Origin of the sequence: Bowmanella denitrificans, from assembly GCF_039522935.1 — a bacterium.
GTDB lineage: Bacteria > Pseudomonadota > Gammaproteobacteria > Enterobacterales > Alteromonadaceae > Bowmanella > Bowmanella denitrificans.
Map to the genome: position 1 here is coordinate 1 of NZ_BAAAEI010000028.1, position 21464 is coordinate 21464.

General features: G+C 49.1%; 29 protein-coding genes. 3 read left to right on the top strand and 26 right to left on the bottom strand.

Translation table 11 applies throughout. The annotated features are described in order from the left end of the window. Positions 1-341: 341 nt before the first annotated feature. Positions 342-1097, top strand: coding sequence for a hypothetical protein (locus tag ABD028_RS20350; RefSeq protein WP_102798687.1), 756 nt, complete (start codon positions 342-344; stop codon positions 1095-1097). A 56-nt stretch (positions 1098-1153) separates the two neighbouring features. Here ABD028_RS20350 and rplQ read toward each other — a convergent pair whose 3' ends face one another. The 25 genes from rplQ to ABD028_RS20475 form a co-directional block, all read right to left on the bottom strand. After that, a complete protein-coding gene (rplQ, locus tag ABD028_RS20355) occupies positions 1154-1552 on the bottom strand; it encodes a 50S ribosomal protein L17 (protein ID WP_102798686.1) in 399 nt (132 codons plus the stop codon). Positions 1553-1594: 42 nt separating this feature from the next. Next, complete coding sequence (locus ABD028_RS20360; RefSeq protein ID WP_102798685.1) at positions 1595-2584, bottom strand: DNA-directed RNA polymerase subunit alpha; 990 nt, start codon at positions 2582-2584, stop codon at positions 1595-1597. 22 nt (positions 2585-2606) lie between these two features. Then, positions 2607-3227 carry a 30S ribosomal protein S4 gene (rpsD, locus tag ABD028_RS20365; protein WP_102798684.1) on the bottom strand — a complete coding sequence of 207 codons (621 nt, stop codon included), beginning with the start codon at positions 3225-3227 and terminating at the stop codon, positions 2607-2609. Between the two features lie 30 nt (positions 3228-3257). Next, the gene (gene rpsK, locus ABD028_RS20370) at positions 3258-3647 is read right to left on the bottom strand and encodes a 30S ribosomal protein S11 (RefSeq protein ID WP_102798683.1); all 390 of its coding nucleotides are present in this window, start codon (positions 3645-3647) and stop codon (positions 3258-3260) included. A 12-nt stretch (positions 3648-3659) separates the two neighbouring features. Beyond that, complete coding sequence (gene rpsM, locus ABD028_RS20375; RefSeq protein ID WP_102798682.1) at positions 3660-4016, bottom strand: 30S ribosomal protein S13; 357 nt, start codon at positions 4014-4016, stop codon at positions 3660-3662. A 105-nt stretch (positions 4017-4121) separates the two neighbouring features. Then, the gene (gene rpmJ, locus ABD028_RS20380) at positions 4122-4238 is read right to left on the bottom strand and encodes a 50S ribosomal protein L36 (protein ID WP_102798681.1); all 117 of its coding nucleotides are present in this window, start codon (positions 4236-4238) and stop codon (positions 4122-4124) included. Between the two features lie 24 nt (positions 4239-4262). Next, positions 4263-5582: a preprotein translocase subunit SecY gene (secY, locus tag ABD028_RS20385; protein WP_102798680.1), complete on the bottom strand. Its 1320-nt coding sequence runs from the start codon at positions 5580-5582 to the stop codon at positions 4263-4265. Positions 5583-5587: 5 nt separating this feature from the next. Continuing rightward, entirely contained in the window at positions 5588-6022 is a 435-nt protein-coding gene (gene rplO / locus ABD028_RS20390) for a 50S ribosomal protein L15 (RefSeq protein WP_102798679.1), read from the bottom strand. A 3-nt stretch (positions 6023-6025) separates the two neighbouring features. Further along, positions 6026-6211 carry a 50S ribosomal protein L30 gene (gene rpmD / locus ABD028_RS20395; RefSeq protein ID WP_425427716.1) on the bottom strand — a complete coding sequence of 62 codons (186 nt, stop codon included), beginning with the start codon at positions 6209-6211 and terminating at the stop codon, positions 6026-6028. A gap of 3 nt (positions 6212-6214) precedes the next feature. Continuing rightward, complete coding sequence (rpsE, locus tag ABD028_RS20400; protein ID WP_102798677.1) at positions 6215-6715, bottom strand: 30S ribosomal protein S5; 501 nt, start codon at positions 6713-6715, stop codon at positions 6215-6217. Between the two features lie 9 nt (positions 6716-6724). Next, a complete protein-coding gene (gene rplR / locus ABD028_RS20405; protein WP_102798676.1) occupies positions 6725-7078 on the bottom strand; it encodes a 50S ribosomal protein L18 in 354 nt (117 codons plus the stop codon). Positions 7079-7090: 12 nt separating this feature from the next. Next, positions 7091-7624, bottom strand: a complete 534-nt coding sequence (rplF, locus tag ABD028_RS20410; protein WP_102798675.1) for a 50S ribosomal protein L6 — start codon at positions 7622-7624, stop codon at positions 7091-7093. Positions 7625-7638: 14 nt separating this feature from the next. Then, positions 7639-8031, bottom strand: coding sequence for a 30S ribosomal protein S8 (gene rpsH / locus ABD028_RS20415; RefSeq protein WP_102798674.1), 393 nt, complete (start codon positions 8029-8031; stop codon positions 7639-7641). Between the two features lie 12 nt (positions 8032-8043). Continuing rightward, complete coding sequence (rpsN, locus tag ABD028_RS20420; RefSeq protein ID WP_102798673.1) at positions 8044-8349, bottom strand: 30S ribosomal protein S14; 306 nt, start codon at positions 8347-8349, stop codon at positions 8044-8046. Positions 8350-8360: 11 nt separating this feature from the next. After that, complete coding sequence (gene rplE, locus ABD028_RS20425) at positions 8361-8900, bottom strand: 50S ribosomal protein L5 (protein WP_102798672.1); 540 nt, start codon at positions 8898-8900, stop codon at positions 8361-8363. A 16-nt stretch (positions 8901-8916) separates the two neighbouring features. Beyond that, positions 8917-9231: a 50S ribosomal protein L24 gene (rplX, locus tag ABD028_RS20430; RefSeq protein WP_102798671.1), complete on the bottom strand. Its 315-nt coding sequence runs from the start codon at positions 9229-9231 to the stop codon at positions 8917-8919. A 12-nt stretch (positions 9232-9243) separates the two neighbouring features. Continuing rightward, complete coding sequence (rplN, locus tag ABD028_RS20435; RefSeq protein ID WP_102798670.1) at positions 9244-9612, bottom strand: 50S ribosomal protein L14; 369 nt, start codon at positions 9610-9612, stop codon at positions 9244-9246. Between the two features lie 2 nt (positions 9613-9614). Further along, entirely contained in the window at positions 9615-9956 is a 342-nt protein-coding gene (locus ABD028_RS20440) for a hypothetical protein (RefSeq protein WP_343847262.1), read from the bottom strand. Then, the gene (locus tag ABD028_RS20445) at positions 9956-11314 is read right to left on the bottom strand and encodes a DUF4397 domain-containing protein (RefSeq protein ID WP_102798668.1); all 1359 of its coding nucleotides are present in this window, start codon (positions 11312-11314) and stop codon (positions 9956-9958) included. The genes ABD028_RS20440 and ABD028_RS20445 overlap by 1 nt, the downstream gene beginning before the upstream one ends. Positions 11315-11530: 216 nt before the next feature. Next, a complete protein-coding gene (locus tag ABD028_RS20450; protein ID WP_343847263.1) occupies positions 11531-14110 on the bottom strand; it encodes a M1 family metallopeptidase in 2580 nt (859 codons plus the stop codon). Positions 14111-14268: 158 nt separating this feature from the next. Next, on the bottom strand, positions 14269-15015 hold the full coding sequence (gene rlmB, locus ABD028_RS20455; protein ID WP_343847264.1) for a 23S rRNA (guanosine(2251)-2'-O)-methyltransferase RlmB: 747 nt from the start codon (positions 15013-15015) through the stop codon (positions 14269-14271). Further along, positions 15016-17391, bottom strand: coding sequence for a ribonuclease R (rnr, locus tag ABD028_RS20460; RefSeq protein WP_343847265.1), 2376 nt, complete (start codon positions 17389-17391; stop codon positions 15016-15018). It lies immediately after the preceding gene. Positions 17392-17512: 121 nt separating this feature from the next. Then, entirely contained in the window at positions 17513-18133 is a 621-nt protein-coding gene (locus ABD028_RS20465) for a tetratricopeptide repeat protein (RefSeq protein WP_343847266.1), read from the bottom strand. A 79-nt stretch (positions 18134-18212) separates the two neighbouring features. Then, the gene (locus ABD028_RS20470) at positions 18213-19340 is read right to left on the bottom strand and encodes a MalY/PatB family protein (protein WP_343847267.1); all 1128 of its coding nucleotides are present in this window, start codon (positions 19338-19340) and stop codon (positions 18213-18215) included. A 14-nt stretch (positions 19341-19354) separates the two neighbouring features. Continuing rightward, complete coding sequence (locus tag ABD028_RS20475) at positions 19355-19786, bottom strand: response regulator (protein ID WP_343847268.1); 432 nt, start codon at positions 19784-19786, stop codon at positions 19355-19357. A gap of 159 nt (positions 19787-19945) precedes the next feature. On the opposite strand from ABD028_RS20475, the gene ABD028_RS20480 reads away from it, so the two are divergent. After that, positions 19946-20164, top strand: a complete 219-nt coding sequence (locus ABD028_RS20480) for a YgaP family membrane protein (RefSeq protein WP_102798662.1) — start codon at positions 19946-19948, stop codon at positions 20162-20164. Between the two features lie 42 nt (positions 20165-20206). Here ABD028_RS20480 and ABD028_RS20485 read toward each other — a convergent pair whose 3' ends face one another. Beyond that, entirely contained in the window at positions 20207-20398 is a 192-nt protein-coding gene (locus tag ABD028_RS20485) for a hypothetical protein (protein ID WP_102798661.1), read from the bottom strand. A gap of 269 nt (positions 20399-20667) precedes the next feature. On the opposite strand from ABD028_RS20485, the gene ABD028_RS20490 reads away from it, so the two are divergent. Then, entirely contained in the window at positions 20668-21444 is a 777-nt protein-coding gene (locus tag ABD028_RS20490) for a DUF2884 family protein (RefSeq protein ID WP_343847269.1), read from the top strand. Positions 21445-21464 lie beyond the last annotated feature (20 nt).

Consider the following 21464-nt stretch of genomic DNA (forward strand, 5'->3'; position numbering starts at 1 on the left):
TCAAGCGGGACGCGCATTCTACGCCATCCGGTTTCTGTGTCAAGCAACTTTTTTAAATTTCGTTGCCTGCCGCTCCTTGAATCTTCCTGCCTTCCTGGCTGACTGGGAAGCCTTTCTGCCTGCCCCGTCGAAGTGGTGCGCATTCTAGAGATTTCCGCACAACCGTCAACAGGTTTTTTCATGTTTCTTAATTTTTGCCGTTCAAACGATTATTTTCCAGCCAAACGGCTATTTTTTGTTTTGTTTTGTTTATTTCTTGTTACTCTTTGAACTCATTTTCTGTACGACAGTCCAATATGGGACTAAGTCGTCAGTCGTTTGACACCTTCGGAAGTCTGTCCATGAGAAAGATAATATGTTCGGTGATGCTTTTGGCTATAACAGGGACAGCAGCCATGGCAGCGGAAAAAGCCGACAGCAATAATAAAGAGACTGCTGAGTTCATCCAAAGGCAAGTAGCACAGAATATGTCTATTGGCCGGGCAATAAAAAGTATTGTTGGCCACTATCCGCAGGATGTCGAGATAGTGGTGGGGACCGCTTTGGACTTATATCCTGACAGATATAAGGAAGTGATCCATGCAGCTATCGCTGCACAACCAGCACTTACAGAAGATGTGGTACGTATTGCTTTGGAAAAAGGTATCACCAGTTGCACTAATATAGTGGAGACGGCAATTAATGCTGAACCCAGCTATGTGGACTTTGTTGCAACTGCAGCAGCCTATTCAACACCTGAGGAATTGAACGATATCGTTCGGGTCGCAGTGGTGACAGAACCGAACTCGGCCGATGCAATAGTTCGTTCAGTAGCAAAAGCCCACCCGAATAAATTAGTGGATATCATCAAAACGGCAATGGAAGCCGTTCCCTTTGTAGGTGAATATATAGTAGATGCCTTACTCGCTACCTTTCCGGATAACGCTGACGCAGTAGTAACCACAGCTGTCCAGGAATCTTCAGCGCAGCACGAGAACCTGCAGCGTATTTTAGAAACTGCACGTAGTGCGGGTTTAACAGATGAACAACTAACAGAGTACGCAATAAAAGGTGGTGCCAACGCTGAAGAAGTCGCCGCCATCTTAAAGCAAGATTAGATTTTCGACAGACAATAAAAAACCGGGCCAGGCCCGGTTTTTTATTATTCGGTAGCTTATTCAGCTGCCGCTTCTTCAGTAGCTGCTTCTTCAGCAACTGGGCGGTCTACCAGTTCAACATATGCCATAGGGGCATTGTCACCAGTACGGAAGCCACATTTCAGTATACGAATGTAACCCCCTGGACGCTCGGTATAACGAGGACCCAGTTCATTAAACAGTTTACCTACAACCTCTTTATCACCAGTGCGGGCAAAGGCCAAACGGCGGTTTGCTACACTGTCTTGCTTAGCAAGTGTAATCAGAGGCTCAATAACGCGACGCAGTTCTTTCGCCTTAGGCAAAGTAGTTTTGATGATTTCGTGTTTCACCAAAGAACCTGCCATATTGCGGAACATCGCTTGACGATGGCTGCTGTTGCGATTTAACTGACGACCACTCTTACGATGGCGCATGGTTCTTTCCTTCTTAACAAATCAGTTTAACTTGCGACCTGATTAGTCTTTCTCAGCAATACTCTCTGGTGGCCAGTTTTCCAGGCGCATACCCAATGAGAGTCCGCGAGAAGCGAGCACGTCTTTGATTTCAGTCAGAGACTTCTTACCCAGGTTAGGGGTCTTAAGCAGCTCAACTTCTGTGCGCTGGACCAGGTCACCAATGTACTGGATAGCTTCTGCTTTCAAACAGTTGGCAGAACGTACTGTCAATTCCAGATCATCTACTGGACGAAGCAGAATCGGATCAAACTCCGGCTTCTCTTCTTTCGCCACTGGCTCTTTAATATCGCGCAGTTCTACGAAGGCATCCAATTGCTCAGCTAAAATAGTAGCAGAACGACGGATAGCTTCTTCTGGGTCGATAGTGCCATTGGTTTCCATATCAATGATCAGTTTGTCCAAGTCTGTGCGTTGTTCAACACGGGCAGACTCAACACTATAGGCAATACGCTCAACAGGACTGAAAGAGGCATCCACTAACAAACGACCAATAGGTCTGTCGTCTTCTTCAGAGGTACGACGAGTAGCGGCAGGAATATAACCACGCCCCATTTCCACTTTGATACGCATGCTGATGGAGGCATCGCCTGTCAGCGTACAAATCTGGTGTTCAGGGTTTACAATAGTGACGTCACCATCGTGCTGGATATCACCTGCAACTACCGGGCCTGCACCGGACTTAACCAGGGTCAGGGTAGCTTCATTCTTACCTTCGAGACGAACGGCCAGACCTTTCAGGTTCAGCAGGATCTCGATAACGTCTTCCTGGACGCCTTCCTTGGTGCTGTACTCATGCAGCACACCGTCAATTTCTACTTCAGTCACCGCGCAACCAGGCATGGATGACAGCAGGATACGACGCAGTGCGTTTCCGAGTGTATGACCGAAACCACGCTCCAACGGCTCAAGTGTGACCTTAGCGCGGGTTTTGGATACGTTATCTATCTCGACTAACCTTGGTTTAAGGAATTCAGTTACAGAACCCGACATTGTTTCCTCTCTTTGACCTTCTTTACTTACTGTAAAGTTCGACGATCAGCTGTTCGTTAATTTCGGCAGACAAGTCGCTACGCTCAGGAATGCGTTTGAAAACACCTTCCATCTTCTTGCTGTCCACTTCTATCCAAGTAGGCTTTTCGCGCTGATCGGCAAGCTCAAGGGCAGCCACGATACGTGCTTGCTTCTTGGCTTTTTCACGAACAGACACAACGTCTTCAGCAGATACGCTAAAAGAAGGAACGTTAACAACTTTACCATTGACCATAATGGCCTTGTGACTAACCAACTGACGCGCTTCAGAGCGAGTGCTGGCAAATCCCATGCGGTAAACCACGTTGTCAAGACGCTGCTCAAGCAATTGCAGCAGGTTTTCACCTGTGTTGCCTTTCAGACGTGCTGCTTCTTTGTAGTAGTTACGGAATTGCTTTTCCAGCACGCCGAACATACGACGAACTTTCTGCTTCTCACGCAACTGCACACCGTAATCAGACAGGCGGCCACGACGGGCACCGTGCTGACCAGGCGCAGTATCAATTTTACACTTCGAGTCAATTGCTCGAACGCCACTTTTCAGGAACAGGTCTGTTCCCTCGCGGCGGCTAAGTTTGAGTTTGGGACCCAAATATCTTGCCATGATCTTTCTCCAACTGTCCTAAAACGCTGCTTATACGCGACGTTTCTTAGGTGGACGACAACCGTTGTGAGGAATAGGAGTCACATCGGTAATGTTAGTGATACGGTAACCTGTTGCATTCAGGGCACGGATCGCAGACTCACGGCCTGGACCTGGACCTTTTACAAACACTTCTAGGTTTTTCAAACCGTATTCCTGGGCCGCAACACCGGCGCGCTCGGCAGCAACCTGAGCAGCGAAAGGCGTAGACTTACGTGAACCACGGAAGCCTGAACCACCGGAAGTTGCCCAAGACAGGGCATTACCTTGACGGTCAGTGATAGTCACTATCGTGTTGTTGAAAGAGGCATGGATATGAGCCATACCATCAGCAACCTGGCGTTTTACGCGCTTACGAGTACGTACTGGTGCTTTTGCCATAAATCCCCCCGCTTACTTCTTAATCGGCTTACGAGGACCTTTACGGGTGCGCGCATTAGTTTTAGTGCGCTGACCACGAACAGGCAAGCTGCGACGGTGACGTAAGCCACGGAAACAACCTAGGTCCATCAAACGTTTAATGCTCATTGACACTTCACGACGCAGGTCACCTTCAACGGTGAACTTGGCTACTTCGTCACGCAGTTTATCAATTTGCGTCTCATCAAGATCTTTGATCTTGGTACTCTCTGCAACACCAGCGGCAGCACAGATGCTTTTAGCACGTGTAGCACCGATACCGAAAATAGCTTGTACAGCGATTACGGCATGCTTGTGTTCAGGGATGTTAATGCCAGCGATACGGGCCACTAACAGCACTCCTATAGTTAAATTGTCGTCGGCCTAAAAAGCCCGCTAGGATACTTATCCAACGACAAAATTGCAAATTAAGCTCTCTAAAGAGCTTGTTTTTGATTAGCCTTGCCTTTGCTTATGCTTAGGGTCGCTGCTACAAATCACACGCACAACACCGTTGCGCTTGATGATTTTGCAGTTACGGCAAATCGCTTTGACAGATGCACGAACTTTCATTTCGTTACTCCGTAATTGCCAATCTTAACGGCCGAAGCCTTTAAGATTCGCTTTCTTCAGAACAGACTCGTACTGATGAGACATCAGGTGAGTCTGGACCTGTGCCATAAAGTCCATGATTACCACTACGATAATCAGCAGTGATGTGCCGCCAAAATAGAACTGTACGTTCCAGGCGATCATCATGAACTCGGGCACCAAACAAATAAAGGTAATGTACAGGGCACCAGCCAGAGTCAGGCGTGTCATCACTTTATCGATATAACGTGATGTTTGCTCACCTGGACGGATACCGGGCACAAATGCGCCGGATTTCTTCAGGTTATCTGCTGTCTCGCGCGGGTTGAACACCAACGCAGTATAGAAGAAACAGAAGAAAATAATGGCCGCTGCATACAACATAGCATGCAAAGGCTGTCCGGGTGACAACATCAAAGACACATCCTGCAACCAGGACATGGCTTCGTTCTGACCAAACCAGCTCGCCAGCGTACCTGGAAACAGGATAATACTGGAAGCAAAGATTGGTGGGATAACGCCCGCCATGTTCACTTTCAATGGTAAATGTGTGCTTTGCGCGGCAAATACCTTACGGCCCTGCTGACGCTTAGCATAGTTGACCACGATACGACGTTGGCCACGCTCTACAAACACCACGAAATACGTGACGGCGATAACAATCACACCAATCAATAACAGGAACAGCATGTTCAGGTCACCCTGTCTTGCCTGCTCAACTGTCTGACCGATCGCGGAGGGCAAGCCCGCCACGATACCGGTAAAGATCAGAATAGATATACCGTTGCCGATTCCACGCTCAGTGATCTGCTCACCCAGCCACATCAGGAACATAGTTCCCGTGACCAGGCTCACCACCGCTGTAAAGTAGAAGCCGAAACCAGGATTCATCACCAGACCCTGCATCAGGTTAGGCAGACCGGTGGCAATGGCAATTGCCTGGAAGATAGACAGCACCAAGGTTAAATACCTGGTGTACTGGCTTATCTTACGACGTCCCGCCTCGCCTTCTTTTTTCAGTTCCGCCATCTGAGGATGAACAACAGTCAACAACTGCATGATGATGGACGCAGAAATATAGGGCATGATGCCAAGCGCCAGGATTGATGCACGCTCAAGCGCACCACCGGAGAACATGTTAAACATTTCTACGATGGTGCCTTTTTGCTGTTCGAACAAACTCGCCAGCACTGCTGCATCAATACCAGGAATAGGCACGAAAGAACCGAGCCTGAACACGATAATCGCACCCAAGACAAACAAAAGTCTTGATTTCAGCTCGGTCAAACCGCCTTTGGCGCCTGAATCCAATCCTGGTTTAGCCATTTAGCTTATTCCTCTACTTTACCGCCAGCAGCTTCGATAGCTTCACGGGCGCCTTTAGTTACCTTCAAGCCATTTACAGTAACAGCGCGAGCGATGTCACCACTTTTCATCACTTTAACATGCAGCACGTCTTTCTTAACCAGACCTGCAGCTTTTAAAGTTTCCAGTGACACCACTTCACCCTCTACCTTAGCAATTTCAGCCAGCGTCACCTGGTCAGAAACCAGAGATTTACGCGAAGTGAAACCGAACTTAGGCAGACGACGCTGGATAGGCATCTGACCGCCTTCAAAACCAGGACGCACAGTACCGCCAGAACGTGATGTCTGACCTTTGTGACCACGGCCACCTGTTTTACCCAGGCCAGAACCGATACCACGGCCCAGACGCTTAGAGGGTTTTTTAGCTCCAGGTGCAGGAGCAATCGTATTCAAATGCATGAGTTACTCCTCAACTATCTCAACCATGTAGTTGACTTTGTTGATCATACCGCGAACAGCAGGAGTGTCTTCCAACTCACGAACATGACCAATACGACGCAGACCCAAACCGGTCAGCGTAGCCTTGTGGCTAGGCAGACGAGCGATTGAGCTCTTGGTTTGTCTTACTTTGATTGTCTTAGCCATGATTCATTACCCCAAAATCTGTTCTACGGACAATCCACGCTTGGCTGCTACCTGCTCTGGAGATTTCATATCCACCAGGGCATTGATAGTGGCACGCACTACGTTGATTGGGTTGGTAGAGCCGTAACATTTTGAAAGTACGTTCTGTACGCCAGCGACTTCCAGTACTGCACGCATCGCACCACCGGCAATAATACCGGTACCTTCAGATGCAGGCTGCATGTATACCTGAGAGCCGGAGTGACGACCCTTAATTGGGTGCTGAAGGGTGTTGCCATTCAGACCCACGGTAACCAGGTTACGACGCGCTTTTTCCATCGCTTTTTGAATTGCGGATGGTACTTCACGGGCTTTACCGTAACCGAAGCCTACACGACCGTTTCCGTCACCAACCACTGTCAGCGCGGTGAAGCTCATGATGCGTCCACCTTTAACAGTCTTGGCTACACGGTTTACGGCAATCAGCTTCTCTAACAGTTCACCGTTTTGAACTTCTACTTTAGCCATAATCTACTCCTAGAACTGAAGACCTGCTTCGCGAGCAGCATCAGCCAATGCCTTCACTCGACCGTGATACTTGAAACCGCTGCGATCGAAAGCCACCTCAGTGATGCCTTTTTCGATAGCACGTTGTGCGATCACTTTGCCAACTGCAGTAGCGGCATCTGCGTTGCCTGTTACTTTCAGGTCTTTACGCAGATCAGCTTCAACAGTAGAGGCAGCCGCCAGCACTTCTGCGCCGTTAGCGGCAATCAGTTGTGCATAGATGTGACGGGGAGTACGGTGTACTACCAGGCGAGCTGCGCCCAGTTCACTGATCTTTTTGCGTGCACGAGTCGCGCGACGCAAACGAGCTGTTTTCTTATCCATCGTATCAACCCCTTACTTTTTCTTGGCTTCTTTACGACGCACAACTTCATCGGCATAACGCACACCTTTGCCTTTGTAAGGCTCTGGCGGACGGTATCCACGGATGTTAGCTGCAACCTGACCTACCTGTTGCTTGTCAGCGCCTTTTACGACGATTTCAGTCTGGGTAGGTGTTTCTACGCTAACGCCGGCAGGCATTTCGTAAACTACGGGGTGAGAGAAACCCAGTGTCAGGTTCAGTTTGTTACCTTGTGCCGAAGCACGGTAACCAACGCCCTGCAGCTGCAGTTTTTTCTCGAAACCGTTGGTGACGCCGATCATCATGCCGTTCAGCAGTGCGCGAGCAGTACCAGCTTGAGCCCAACCGTCAACCGCACCTTCACGAGGCAGGGCTTTCAGGTTGTTTTCTTCTTTAACTACTTCAACTGCACCGTTGAACTCACGGCTCAGCGTGCCGTTCTTACCTTTCAGTGTGACCACTTGACCAGCGATAGTGACTTCTACGCCAGCTTGGATCTCAACCGGGGCTTTTGCTACACGTGACATCGAATAATCCTCCGTTACGCTACATAGCCGATGACTTCACCACCCATGCCGGCTTTACGCGCAGCACGGTCAGTCATCACGCCCTTGGATGTTGAAACAATAGCGATACCCAGACCACCCATTACTTTTGGCAGCTCATCTTTTTTCTTATAGATGCGCAGACCAGGACGGCTGACACGCTCGATGGTTTCAATCACTTTCTTACCTTCGAAGTACTTCAGAGTTACTTCAAGGGTAGGCTTAACGTCACCAGATGCCTGGAAGTCAGCGATGTAACCTTCATCTTTCAGTACCTTGGCAATCGCAACACGCAGCTTGGAAGACGGCATAGTGACAGACACTTTGCTGGCCAGCTGGCCGTTACGGATGCGGGTAAACATATCCGCGATAGGATCTTGCATACTCATCTTAGCTACTCCTTACCAACTGGCTTTCTTCAGACCAGGGACTTCACCACGCATGGCGGCCTCACGCAGTTTGATACGGCTCAGGCCGAACTTGCGCAGGAAACCATGAGGACGGCCAGTGATACGGCAACGGTTATGTTGACGTGTACGGGCAGAGTCACGAGGTAATGATTGCAGCTTGAGCACGGCGTCCCAACGCTCTTCGTCAGAAGAGTTTACACTGCTGATAATGGCTTTCAGCTCAGCACGCTTAGTGGCGTGCTTGGCTACCAGCTTGGCGCGCTTTACTTCACGCGCTTTCATTGATTGTTTTGCCATAACCCTACACCTTATTTCTTGAATGGGAAGTTAAAAGCAGCCAGCAGAGCGCGACCTTCCTCATCCGTAGCGGCGGTAGTAGTGATAGTAATATCCATACCGCGCACCTTATCAACTTTATCAAAGTCGATTTCGGGGAAGATGATTTGCTCGCGAACACCCATGCTATAGTTTCCACGGCCGTCGAATGACTTAGCATTCAGACCACGGAAGTCACGGATACGTGGGATAGCGATTGAAATCAAACGCTCCAGGAATTCCCACATACGCTCGCCACGTAGGGTTACTTTACAGCCAATCGGATAACCTTCACGGATTTTAAAACCCGCAACGGATTTACGCGCAACGGTTACTACAGGCTTCTGGCCAGCAATTGCCTGCATATCGGCAGTTGCATTTTCCAGAATCTTTTTATCCGCTACAGCTTCACCCAGACCCATGTTCAGGGTGATTTTTTCAATCCGAGGGACTTGCATGACGCTTTTGTAACCGAACTGCTTAGCAAGTTCCGCCACTACTGTTTCTTTATAGAAATCATGCAGTTTCGCCATCGTACTCTCCAATTAATTAAACCAGTTCACCGTTAGACTTGAAGAAACGTACTTTCTTCTCGCCTTCAAGACGGAAACCGACGCGATCAGCTTTACCCGTTTTAGGGTTCAGAATCGCTACATTCGATACATGAATGGATGCTTCTTTCTCAACGATGCCACCAGCAACACCTAACTGAGGGTTAGGCTTCTGGTGTTTCTTCATCACATTCACACCTTCTACTACCAGACGGTCAGACTCAACCAGCACTTTCAGGACTTTGCCTGTTTTGCCTTTGTCTTTACCGGCCAATACGACAACTTCATCATCACGACGAATTTTTCTTGCCATTATCGTGACTCCTTATAGTACCTCTGGGGCCAGTGAGATGATCTTCATGAATTTATCTCCACGAAGCTCACGGGTTACCGGGCCAAAGATACGCGTACCAATAGGTTGCTTGTTGTTGTTCAGCAACACGGCTGCGTTGTTATCGAAACGGATCAGAGAACCGTCAGGACGACGAACGCCTTTTCTAGTACGCACCACCACTGCATTCAGTACGTCACCTTTTTTAACTTTACCGCGAGGAATTGCTTCCTTGACGGTAACTTTGATGATGTCACCGATATGTGCATAACGGCGATGCGAGCCACCAAGAACCTTAATACACATTACCCTGCGAGCGCCGGAGTTATCGGCCACGTCCAGGCTAGTTTGCATTTGGATCATTGTTAGTGCTCCGCTGTTGTTAAGGCCTTCTCAGGCCGTTTAGCTGCTTTAATAGTCATACCCCTATAAAAAGGGCGCGAAATAATAACAGAAAAGAATTTGCGGCGATACCCGAAATGTTGAAAAAAGCGCCTAATTCGCTTTTTAACGCCGCAGCCCAGTCGCGACGGCCCTGGAAGGGCGAAGGACAGGGAAAGTTCAAAGTAAAAAAATGCCGGTGGTGAAAATTCTTTGTCAGTCAAAAACCACTGATTGCACATGATGGGGGCAGGATGGTGGAAATTCATCCCCGCCACAAAAAAGGCCTCTAAAAAGAGGCCTTTTACCCATCCGTTGGATGTCACTAGTTCAGCAATACCACCCGGTAGCCGCTGGCTGATGTACTGTCCGGTTCCACAGCAACCATATAGTTGACCGCTTCATCAATGGCCAGAGCCGGTGTTCTGAACAATAAAGTCTGATTACCACTGTTATCATCATGCAAAGCAATAATCTCATAATAATCACTTGGCAAACTGATATCTTCGCTTCCTGCAAAGCCTAAACGTTTGATCTTGTACTGGGCTGTCTCGACTGTCTCATCCTGGCGAACGAAATAGATATCCACGTTTGCATAATCCTGTGCCAGGTTTACCACATTCAATTCGTGGTCATACACCTGGGGCAGATCACTCTCTTCAAACGCCAGTGAAGTCAGGGTATTTTCCTTATTCTTATAGAGTACGACTGTTTTGGCTTCACCTTGATTGAGAGTCAGCAGGCGATTGTTGAAAGACAGGCTGTTATCTTCATTTTGTGCTGAAATTTGATAGTCACCATACTTAACAGCACTGAACTCACTTAGTTCATTATGCTGCAGGTTGCTACTCTGCTCGACATCATTGCCTTTAACCAGTGCTGTCAATCCACTGTCTTGCAGACTGTTATACAGGCGGAATTGCGCCCCCGCCCGAACATCTTTGTAACTGGACACACTAGTGGAATTGATCACTAAGTCCACTGACAAGTTGTTTTGTGTGGTGGCGGCAGACTGTCTGATAACCAGCATATACTCAGTGTCATAACTGAATTTAATCGTGGGACTTTCATACAGCACGTCAGTTTTACCAGGCTCCGTCAGATAAACCACATAGTCACCGGTATCCCAGTCAGGGTTGGTCGTATCTGCATCCCAATACTTGCCCTCCACAACCTCACTGAAACTCAGACTGTCAATCTTATTAGCGTCGGTGAAAGGCGCGCCTGCTTCAGCCATGTACAGGTCATAGTTGGCATCTGCCACAGCTGACATGGCGTAAAGAATGAAATGGTCTGTCAGTTCCTTTCGTTCGAACTTATGCTCAATCAGCGTTGGACTCTCGTAATCACCAACAAGCAGGTAAAGAGACTTATGGCCGTCAGTGAAATTCACTTCTTTGCTCAAGACCTCCACCAGTTTATCGCTGGCATCGGTGCGTTTTAGAGTGAGGGTGGCATCGCCGGTATCCACGGTGTATAGCCCGGAAGCATCCCCGTAAGCTGCACCGCCTTGTTCAATGTCTTCAATGTAGAGATCGGTCTCGGCGCTGTTTGGCGAGCCGTTGTAGAATTGTACGTAGGCATTAGGATAGGTTTTATCATCATCACTGGAACCCCCGCAGGCGGTTAGTGCTAAAGCAGACGCAGTGATTAACAGGGGAAAAGATAATGCTCGCAAATGCATTTAAGGTCCTCATAACTTATAGGTTGGCTCGACTCAGCAAAGACCCGCCGCAGGCCGCGAAGTTCTTGAGGATTCACATTCTTTACCAATCTTTACATTGCTTTACAAACTGCAGTAACAAAAGCTAATTTTCCTGTACTTAGAGACTATCTCTGGCGACCAAACTGTACTAAGCCAATTAAAAAAAGGCGGCCAACTGGACCGCCTTTGTCAAACTTAGCGTTTTTGATTTACCTGCTTCAGCAGTTGAGTAAAACTTGATTGGAAGCGTTGTTTCATAGCAACACATTGGCTTGCATCATTCATGGCCACCTCAAAACTGCGCGCCATACCATCAAATTTATCCATACGCGGCGTATAGAACGCTTTGGCCAGCTGAATATTGTGCGCATTACAACTGCTGGAGACAAACTCAGGCATGCGGCCTATGTGGTAACTGGGCATCCGCTCTACCAGTTGCTCAAAATGCTTGTCCAGCCATTGGTATAACAGATCCTGTTGTTCCTGCGCACGAGAAGCGACCACGAGGTTATAAATAACATTGGCTGGACTCATTTGCTCATCAAAGGAAAAGTTCAGAACTTTAGTCAGATTGCTATCTTGCGGGAAATACATGCCAGCCATTATCGTGCCGCGAATATTGGCATCCGTATGCTTCAAATAAGCTTGGTTGAACTTCTCGTACCATTCAGCATTGCCGTACTTAGCCGCATTGCGCAGTGCATAAGATGCCAGGTTGCGCGGCACTGATACAGGCTCATGCAGATAACTGGCAGCAAGCGCCTGAGCTTTGCTGTCCACCTCCGGCACATGCCCATATAGACTCAGCAAGCTAAAAACAGCCTGACGCAATTTAATGACATCTTCGGAATCATCGGGGCGCTGACTCATACCTAGTTGCTGATACCAGGGCAGTAATTTTGTTTGCAGGAAACTGGCAAAATCGTCCTCATTGGTTTTATCCACCAAATAAGTAAAATCGTTCAGCGAGGCGACCACCGCCCTTGCCACCATAGGTTCCTTATCTGCAGCCAGGGTATTCAGAACACTCAGATGTTGTTCAAAATCGGCTTTTCCGGCCTGCAGCAATGCACCGGAGTTATACAACAACTCCTTTTTCTCTCTGCCATTCAGCGCGTCTATATCCTTTAACAAGGCGCGCATCTGTTGGGCGGACATCTGCCAGCGGAAGTACCCCATTGCATTGTCATTAGGGTATACCCAATCTGCTTCAGCCAGCTCAACAACGTTGCTACTTGGTTTGTCCAGATACAGCATTCGACGCTGCAGCTTGCCGTTTTTCTTGAAGCTCACAGAGAGGGGCACTATCCAGCTTTGCTCTGCCACGTCCGCCCCGGCCAGGTGATAACGGCTTTGGCTTACCGTGCCGTCCGCTGCAAAGCTGACCAGAGGATATCCAGGCTGCTCCAGATAGGTTTTCATCATGGCCGGCACGTCAAAGTCTGCCACGTCGCCCAGTACGGCCCACAGGTCATCGGCGGTGGTGTTGCCCCACTTATGCTTTTGCATATAGGCTTGCACCGCTTTTTGAAAGGGTGCTTCTCCGGTCAGTGATTCAATCATATTCAGAATGGATTCCCCCTTGCTGTAGTTCAGGCCCAGGCCATCCATCACATCCGCAGAGGAGCGCACAATCTTTTTCACCGGCTTAGTGGTGGGGCTGGCGTCAGCCTCAAAGGCCCCCTCTTGGACAATACGGGTATGGAAGTTCAGCTCAGGATAGAGTTTCATCATGACCTTACTGGCCATCCAGGAGGCAAACGCCTCATTCAGCCACAGATCATCCCACCAGGACATCGTCACCAGATTGCCATACCATTGATGTGCCAGTTCATGGGTTACGGTATCCAGCGGCCCACTGCGTTCTGCCAGACCAGGTTCATCTTCCAGCAACAACAGGCTGCTTCTGAAGGTAATCAGACCGGCATTTTCCATTGCCCCGTGTGTAAAGTTTGGCACCGCAATAAAGTCGAGCTTTTCATAGGGGTAAGGCATGCCAAAGTAGTCTTCCAGACTTTTTAGTATTTGCGGCATGTGCTTAATGATAAAACGCGTCTGCTCCGCCTTGCCTTTGGGGGTGTAAATTCGCCCTGGCACTGACAAACCAGAAATCTCGGCAGAATCCAGCTCTCCAATGGCATAGGCCACCAGATAGGTTGGCAGAGGTTTGGTGCGTTTAAACTCCACCGTTTGCCAACCATCTTTCACCTCCCGGCTTAGTACCGGGGTGTTCGACAGTACAACGTGTTTTTCCGGGGCCTGAATCTTCAGTTGAAATGGTATTTTGTAGTTAGGCTGGTCAAAGGAGGGAAATGCCCGCCTGGCTTCCATGTCCTCAAACTGGGTAAACAAGTAGTTACGCTCTTCAAACCTGGCCAGATACATGCCGTCAGAGCTGGTATTCACTTTGCCTTTGTACTGAATATGCAACTGATAGTCGCCAGGTTCAAGCACCGTGGCCGACTGGCCCCAAAAGATATCATAGTCGCCACCACTGACCGTTAAAGGAATGCTTTTTCCATCTCTGATCAATTCCACTTTATCCAGGGTTAAATCAATCTGATAAAAGCCGACCTTGTCAGTGGCTTGCTTGATGGTCAGATCGATAAAAGTGTCACCACTGAAATCCGCCTGGTCCGGATCAACTTTCAAACTGATTTGTTGGAAGTTCGGCTGAATATTGTCAGGTAATTGATAGTCTGGCGTCGCCTGCAGGCAAAAACTGGTCAGCGCCAGCAGCCATCCACAAAAGCCGCGCGCAATTTTGTCGGCCATGGTCTTTCCTCTTCGTTGTTGTTATAGGGCTAACAGAGCACCCTACCCTAACAGCAACAAGCCGACTAGCGCAGAAAAGTTAACAACTTTGTCAGACACGGCCAGGATAACGAGGAGACGATGTGTAAGTAACGAAAAAGGGGCTTGCCGCCCCCAATTTACAGTTGTGCGGCTCGTTGCCGTACGACTTCATATAAACAGATGCCGGTGGCAACAGACACATTAAGACTGGATACCGAACCGGCCATTGGCAGTTTAATCAACTCATCACAGTGTTCGCGGGTCAGCCTGCGCATCCCTTTGCCTTCTGCCCCCATAACCAGCGCAATTGGGCCGGTTAGCTTGGCCTGGTAAATATCCTGTTGCGCCTCGCCAGCGGTGCCTACGATCCACACCCCAGCTTGCTGCAGCTCCTTTAAGGTTCTGGCCAGATTGGTGACTTGCACAAGGGGAATGACTTCGGCTGCGCCGCAAGCCACTTTTCGTACTGTAGGGGTCAGGGACGCCGATTTGTCTTTAGGCACCACCACCGCATGCACACCAGCAGCATCAGCTGTGCGCAGGCAGGCCCCCAGATTATGTGGATCGGTAACACCATCCAAGATCAGCAGAAATGGGCTGCCACTGGCGGACAGAATCTGATCCAGGTCTTTTTCATCGTACTGACGTCCCGGCCTGGCTTTCGCTACCACGCCCTGGTGCTGTTCCCCCTGTGCTTTATCGTCCAGGGTTTTTCGCTGACAAAACTGAATAGAGGCACCAAAGCGCCTAGCCTGGTTGATAATATTCGTCAGCCGTTCGTCTTCACGTCCTTTCAAGACAAAAAGCTCAATCAGGCGCTCCGGTTCCCGCTGCAGCAGGGATTCAAGAGCATGGATACCATAAAGCCATTCTTGCTGAGCCATTTATCTATTCTTCCTGCTGGTTGCTTTTGATTTGCGGGACTTTTTACTGTCGGTACTTTCTGCCGCCTCCCCGCGCCTGCTTCGGCGTGGGGCGGGTTTACCCGACGTTGGCCACTTACCTTCTGACAGCTCACTTTTGTCGGACTTTCTGCTTACTTTTTTAACCATCACCTTGCGCCCCCCCTTACCTTTGCCCATGGGCTGGTCCAGCACAAAGTCGATTTTGCGATCATCCAGGTTCACGCCAGCTACTTTAACCCGCAGTTGGTCGCCTAAGCGATAAACCGTACCAAAGTTCTCGCCAATTAAGTGTTGCTTGAGCTCGTCATAGTGGTAGTAATCGTTTTCCAGCGCAGTGATATGTACCAAGCCATCGATATGGAAATCACTGAGTCTGACGAAGAAGCCAAAATTGGTGACTGAAGCAATCACACCATCAAAGCTGTCGCCCACATGATCGAGCATAAACTCACATTTAAGCCAGTCAGCCACATCGCGAGTGGCATCATCGGCACGACGCTCGGTCATAGAGCATTGAATACCCAGCTGTGACACTTCTTCTTCGGAGTAAGCCTTACCGCCGGTCTTATTTTTACGTTTGGCTATTTTATCCAGTACCGCCTTAATCGCCCGGTGCACCACCAAATCCGGATAACGCCGAATAGGTGACGTAAAGTGTGCATAGGCATCCAGTGCCAGACCGAAATGTCCGACATTCTCCCGGTCGTACACGGCTTGCTTCATAGAGCGCAGCAACATGGTCTGAATCAGTTCCTGATCCGGGCGATTAGCAATTTTGTCCACCACATTGGAAAAATCTGCCGGTTGGGGATCTTTGCCTATACCATGCGGAATGCCAACCTCTCCCAGGTAGCTCAGAAAACTTAGCAGCCGGTCCTGGTCCGGTTTGTCATGCACCCGGTAAAGGCCTTCAGCCTGGTGTTTCTGCAGGAAATTGGCGGCGCTGACGTTGGCCAGGATCATACATTCTTCAATCATTTTATGGGCGTCGTTGCGCACCACCGGCACAATATGATCAATCTTGCGCTGGGCATTGAAAATAAATTTGTTTTCCTGGGTTTCAAACTCAATGGCCCCACGCCGCCCTCTGGCTTTTTTCAGGGTGCGGAACAGATCATGCAGATTTCGCAGATGTGGCACCAAAGGCTCGTAACGCTGATAAAGCTCTTTATCTCCCTGCAGAATATCCCACACCTTGGTGTAAGTCAGTCTGGCATGGGAGTTCATTACCGCTTCATAAAACTGGTATTCCTTGAGTTGCCCTGACTTGGACACCTGCATTTCACAGACCATACACAGACGATCGACCTGCGGGTTTAATGAACATAGCCCGTTCGATAGTACCTCTGGTAACATGGGCACAACCTGCTCGGGGAAATACACCGAATTGCCCCTTTCGATGGCCTCTTTGTCCAACGCGGTAGCCGGACGCACATAGTAACTGACATCGGCTATCGCCACCCAAAGCTGCCAGCCACCATCATCCAGCGGTTCGCAATATACGGCATCGTCAAAATCCCTGGCGTCTTCACCATCAATAGTCACCAGCGGAAGCTCACGCAAGTCCAATCGGCCTTGCTTAGCCTCTTCAGGGACTTGCTCTGTGAGCCCCTTAACCTGCTTTTCAACGTCTTTGGGCCAGTTGTGCGGAATATCAAAGGTGCGCAGCGCCATTTCGATTTCCATGCCCGGGGCCATATGCTCCCCCAGCACTTCGACAATTTTCCCCACTGTATTCACGCGTTTCATCGGCCGCTGGATGATTTCCACTACTACGACATGTCCCTGGCGGGCACCATTCACATGCTCTGGTGGAATAATGATTTCCTGGCAGATTCGGCTGTCATCTGGTACCACCAGTCCCAGCCCCTGCTCCAGGAAAAAACGCCCGACAATGGCTTCACTGCGCGGCTCAACAACCCGCACAATACGAGCTTCCTTCTTGCCTTTAAAATTCTGGCTGCTTTCGGTTACCAGTACTATGTCACCATGCAGCAAAGCCTGCATCTGGGCATTATGAATAAACAGATCCGGCTGACCGTCATCCCGCTTAAGAAAACCAAAGCCATCCCGATGCCCCAGCACCTTGCCACGGATCAGATCCATTTTTTCAGCCAAGCCATATTTTTTTGAACGGGTGAACAGAATCTGTCCTTCACGCTCCATGGCCCTTAAGCGGCGTTGAATGCCAATACGACTCTCTTCGTCCATGGCATCCACCAGCTCGCAAATCTCCATAAAGGAAAGCGGCTTGTTTTTATCGGTAAGAATTTGCAGCAGGTATTCGCGGCTGGCGACAGGATTTTCGTACTTTTCCTGTTCCCGTTGGAAGTAAGGATCGTCAGATTGAGACAAATGCGGAGTCCGTTATATCAGGTTTAGGCCCCTAGTATAGCGAACTCGCGCATTGATAGTAGCAGGGAATTTCAGCAAAACAGATTTGCACAGCAGTTACAGCCAATCCTACTCAAATTCCTTAACTGTCCAGCGCTCGCTTGGCGGCTCGAACCGCCTTGGGGTGCATCAATTTTTCAAGTTCTTGCAAACAACGGGCAATTTTCTGGTGAGTTGGCTTGTCATCGGTAATAGCGTTATACAACCAGTGGTAAGCATCTTCATAGTCATACGGGCTGCCATAGCCTTCGATAAACAGTTCTGCCAGACGGATCTGCGCTTTCAGATTACCCAGGCCAGCCGCTTCGCGCAAAAACACCACGGCTTTTTGCTTATCCTGTTGCACCAGTTTGCCCAGTGCGTAATAGCGCCCCAGTTGTTCCAGCGCCTCGGGCAGCCCCTGCTGGGCCGCCTGTCGCATATAGTGTATACCTCGCTCAGGATCGGCCTTAACACAGACTCCCCAGGCCAGCATATCGCCCCATAAGAATTGGTAGGCGGGCACCATCAATGTCTGCGCTCTGGCTTCAATATCTTGCACCAACTGGCATTTATCTAGCACCACCCGATCTAAATGGGTGTTGTCACGGATAAGCGCAATCAACTCGTCCTGTGAATAAAGCTGCACAGCTTTGAGCTCTTCCTCAGCCTGAACAGAGAGGCATAATGACAACATCAGGGGCAAAGCAGCCAGGGCTTTCATCTTCAATCCTCTTGTGGGTGTGTTGTCTGTATCGGCCCGTCAACTGGATGCTGAAGAACGGATTCCATCAGAATCAGCCTTACCCTTTTAGTCTGGCAACGGCCTGCTCAAGGTAACTGCGCGGACAACCAAAGTTAATCCGGAAAAATCCCTTGTCGCCAAAGTCGACACCCGGCGAGGGACCCACCCCTTTTTCTTCGCACCATTTCTGCGGATTATCCTCCTCCAGCCCGCGGGCATCCACCCAAGCCAGGAAGGTAGCCTGAGGCTTAAGCAGACGCAATCCGTCTATTTTGTTGATTTCCTGCATCAGATAATCGCGGTTACCACGCAAATAATCGAGCTGCGCCTGATACCAGTCATCACACAAGGTAAATGCAGCCTCTGTTGCAAACAATCCCAGCACATTGACCCAAGGCACTATCCCCATGGCAGCCTGGACAAACTGCTGCCGTACTTTGGCATCAGGAATAACCGCAAAAGACGCACCTAAGCCAGCAATATTGAAGGTCTTACTGGCGGCCATCAGGGTAACTGAATGATGTTTTAAACTTTCCAGCTTGCTGGCAGGAATATGCAATGCCTGCTCATCCAGAATCAGGTCGCAATGAATTTCATCAGAACACAACATCAGGCCATGACGCTGACAAATATCTGCCACTCGCTCAAGTTCAGCCTCACTCAGCACCGAACCCACTGGATTCATAGGGTTGCATAAAATCAAAAGCTTGGCCTTAGGATCAGCGGCTTGCCGCTCCAGGCTTTCGAAATCCAGTTGCCAGCGACCTGACTCTTCAATGGTTGGGATATCTACCCGTTGTAATTGGTTCAGTGCCGGAGCGGCTAAAAGTGGCGGATAGTTGGGTACTTGAACTAAAACCTTATCACCAGGCTGGCAATAGGCCTTGCAGGCCACATTGAAGGCTGGCACAACACCAGGGGTCCAGACAACCCAGTCTGATTCTATCTGCCAGTTATACTGGCGACCCAGCCAGTGCACAATAGCTTGTTTAGCCGGTTCATACTGCGCCGGCAGCGTATAGCCCAACAGACCATGCTCAACCCGGTTATGCAACGCATCCAGAATCGGCTGAGCACAGCGAAATTCGCTGTCTGCCACCCACATAGGCAAAATGTCGCGGCCCTGATACTTGTTCCATTTAAATGAACAGCTTTGGCTGCGGTCGATAATCTGATCAAAATCCATAGGGCTCTCTTTTCTCATTCATTTGATGGGTCACGATAATCCCGTTGCAGTTTTTCACGCAGTACTCGCGCCAGTTTTTCCTGCAACTCTTTTCTGGAGAAAGGCTTGGCAATAAATTCTGTGACACCGGCTTTAAGTGCTTCGACTACGTTTTCGCGGGTAGCGTCGCCGGTAAGCATCAAAAAAGGTGTTTCAGGCTGCAACTGACGAAATGCGGTCAGGAATTCCAGCCCGCTCATGGTTCGCATATGCCAGTCGCAGACGACCAAGTCGTAGTAGCCGCTTCCCACCTCGTTAAGGTGGTTAAGGGCAGGCACCCCGTCACCGAAAAAACTGATTTCAGCAAAGTTCATATCACGCAACAGGTGCCCGAGCAGCTCCTGGGTAATGCCGTCATCCTCCAGCACCAGCGCATTCAAAAGTACAGCACTGATCTTTACGTCCATCCTATTCTCCTAATTTAGAGGGCTACTATATGCCCGCGACCGCGAAGGAAACAAATTTGATCTGGAACAATTTATTGCCTTCTGGAATTTGACGGACATCAATGTCCAATTTTTGTGCAAAGAAGACAATGATGCCATCAATCGGACGGAGAAAAATCAATGAAAGACAATGATAATGTTGGCGTTCTGGATACAGCCGTACGTTCAGTTTTGTCCTGTATCCTGTTGGCAATGGCGGTAGAGGGGATATTTTCAAATACAACCAGCGCAATTCTGGCCATTGCGGGTTTGCTGCTGTGGACCACCGCATCCAGCGGTATATGCCTGGTCTATAAACTGTTGGGCATTGACACCTACCACAAACCGGCAAACCACTAAAAACAAATAAGGCGCTCAAAGCGCCTTATTTATGTATCTTAATTAAATGGCGTAGCTGAATAAAATACAGAGTACTAAACCAGCCACACCAAAAAAGCCGTATTCGACCTTTTCTTTCATTTCAGCGTCAACTGTTACAGGTTTGTGGATCATGGCCATAATGATGCTGCTAAAGCCCAATACGAAAGCTAACAGTGCCAAGCCAAACAGCAAGGCTTCAATCCAGTTGCTCATAGTTCACCCCAAGTTACATTCAAGCTGTGCTTATTATGCATCAAAACAAGAGGATAAATCAGTGTGTTAGATCAAATTTTTAGCCACCGGTTGCAAGCGCTTCACATCGACAGTTAGTGAATTTTGTTAACTTTTAGCAAAAATCGCTAAATCCACCTCTTACCTACTCCACCTGAAAAACATAAGCATCTGTTAACTATGAATTTATTCCATTGGCACAAGGGTTGCTGAAGCAATACCGAAGGCAAAGCCCAATAGAGGATAAATCAATGAGAACCTTAGTCGCTGCCACAGCCCTGTTTTTTTCCACTGCCAGCATGGCCAATGACTGCAATATGAACCTGCATGGTGAGATGGAGTTGAGTCATGGGCAACTTACCCTGCACTTGCCCGATGACAAGCTATTGCACCTGGATGGCCATAAAGCACTATTAAACGGTCAGGAAATGCACTTAAGCCATACTCAGTTAAACATGCTGAATCAATACCATCAAAACGTTAATGATCTCGCTCCTAAAGTAGCGGGTATTGCTTTGGATGCGGTGGCCTTGGCTAATGAGGGGGTTGCAAAGGCATTTAATCAATTGCTGGGGGAAGACAACGAACTGGTTGCCGATCTGTCATCAGAAATTGACGCCTTGCGTATTAAGCTGCACCAGGAATTCTACGCCGACGACGGTAGCATCAGATTTAACTCGGCCAACTTCGACAATGGCCAGTTTCTTGGCGAAGATTTTGAGTCGGAGTTTGAACAAAAACTGGAAAAACTGGTACAGCGTTCCATGGGCAGTTTGATGATCGCCATTGGTAAAGAAATGCTGTTCAGTGGCGGCGATATGCAAGCATTCGAGAAACGTATGGACAGATTTGGCGAACAGTTAGAAGCCGATATGGAAGTACGCGCGGCGGGCATTGAGGCACAGGCACAGACTCTTTGCTATGACCTGAGCCAGCTGGATAGCCTGGAAAATCAAATCAGCAGTAGCATCCCCCAGCTATCGGGCCTGAATATGATCGAAGTTTCCGAGTCCAAATATTCCATGTAAGCTCGGCTTTATCTTTCTCC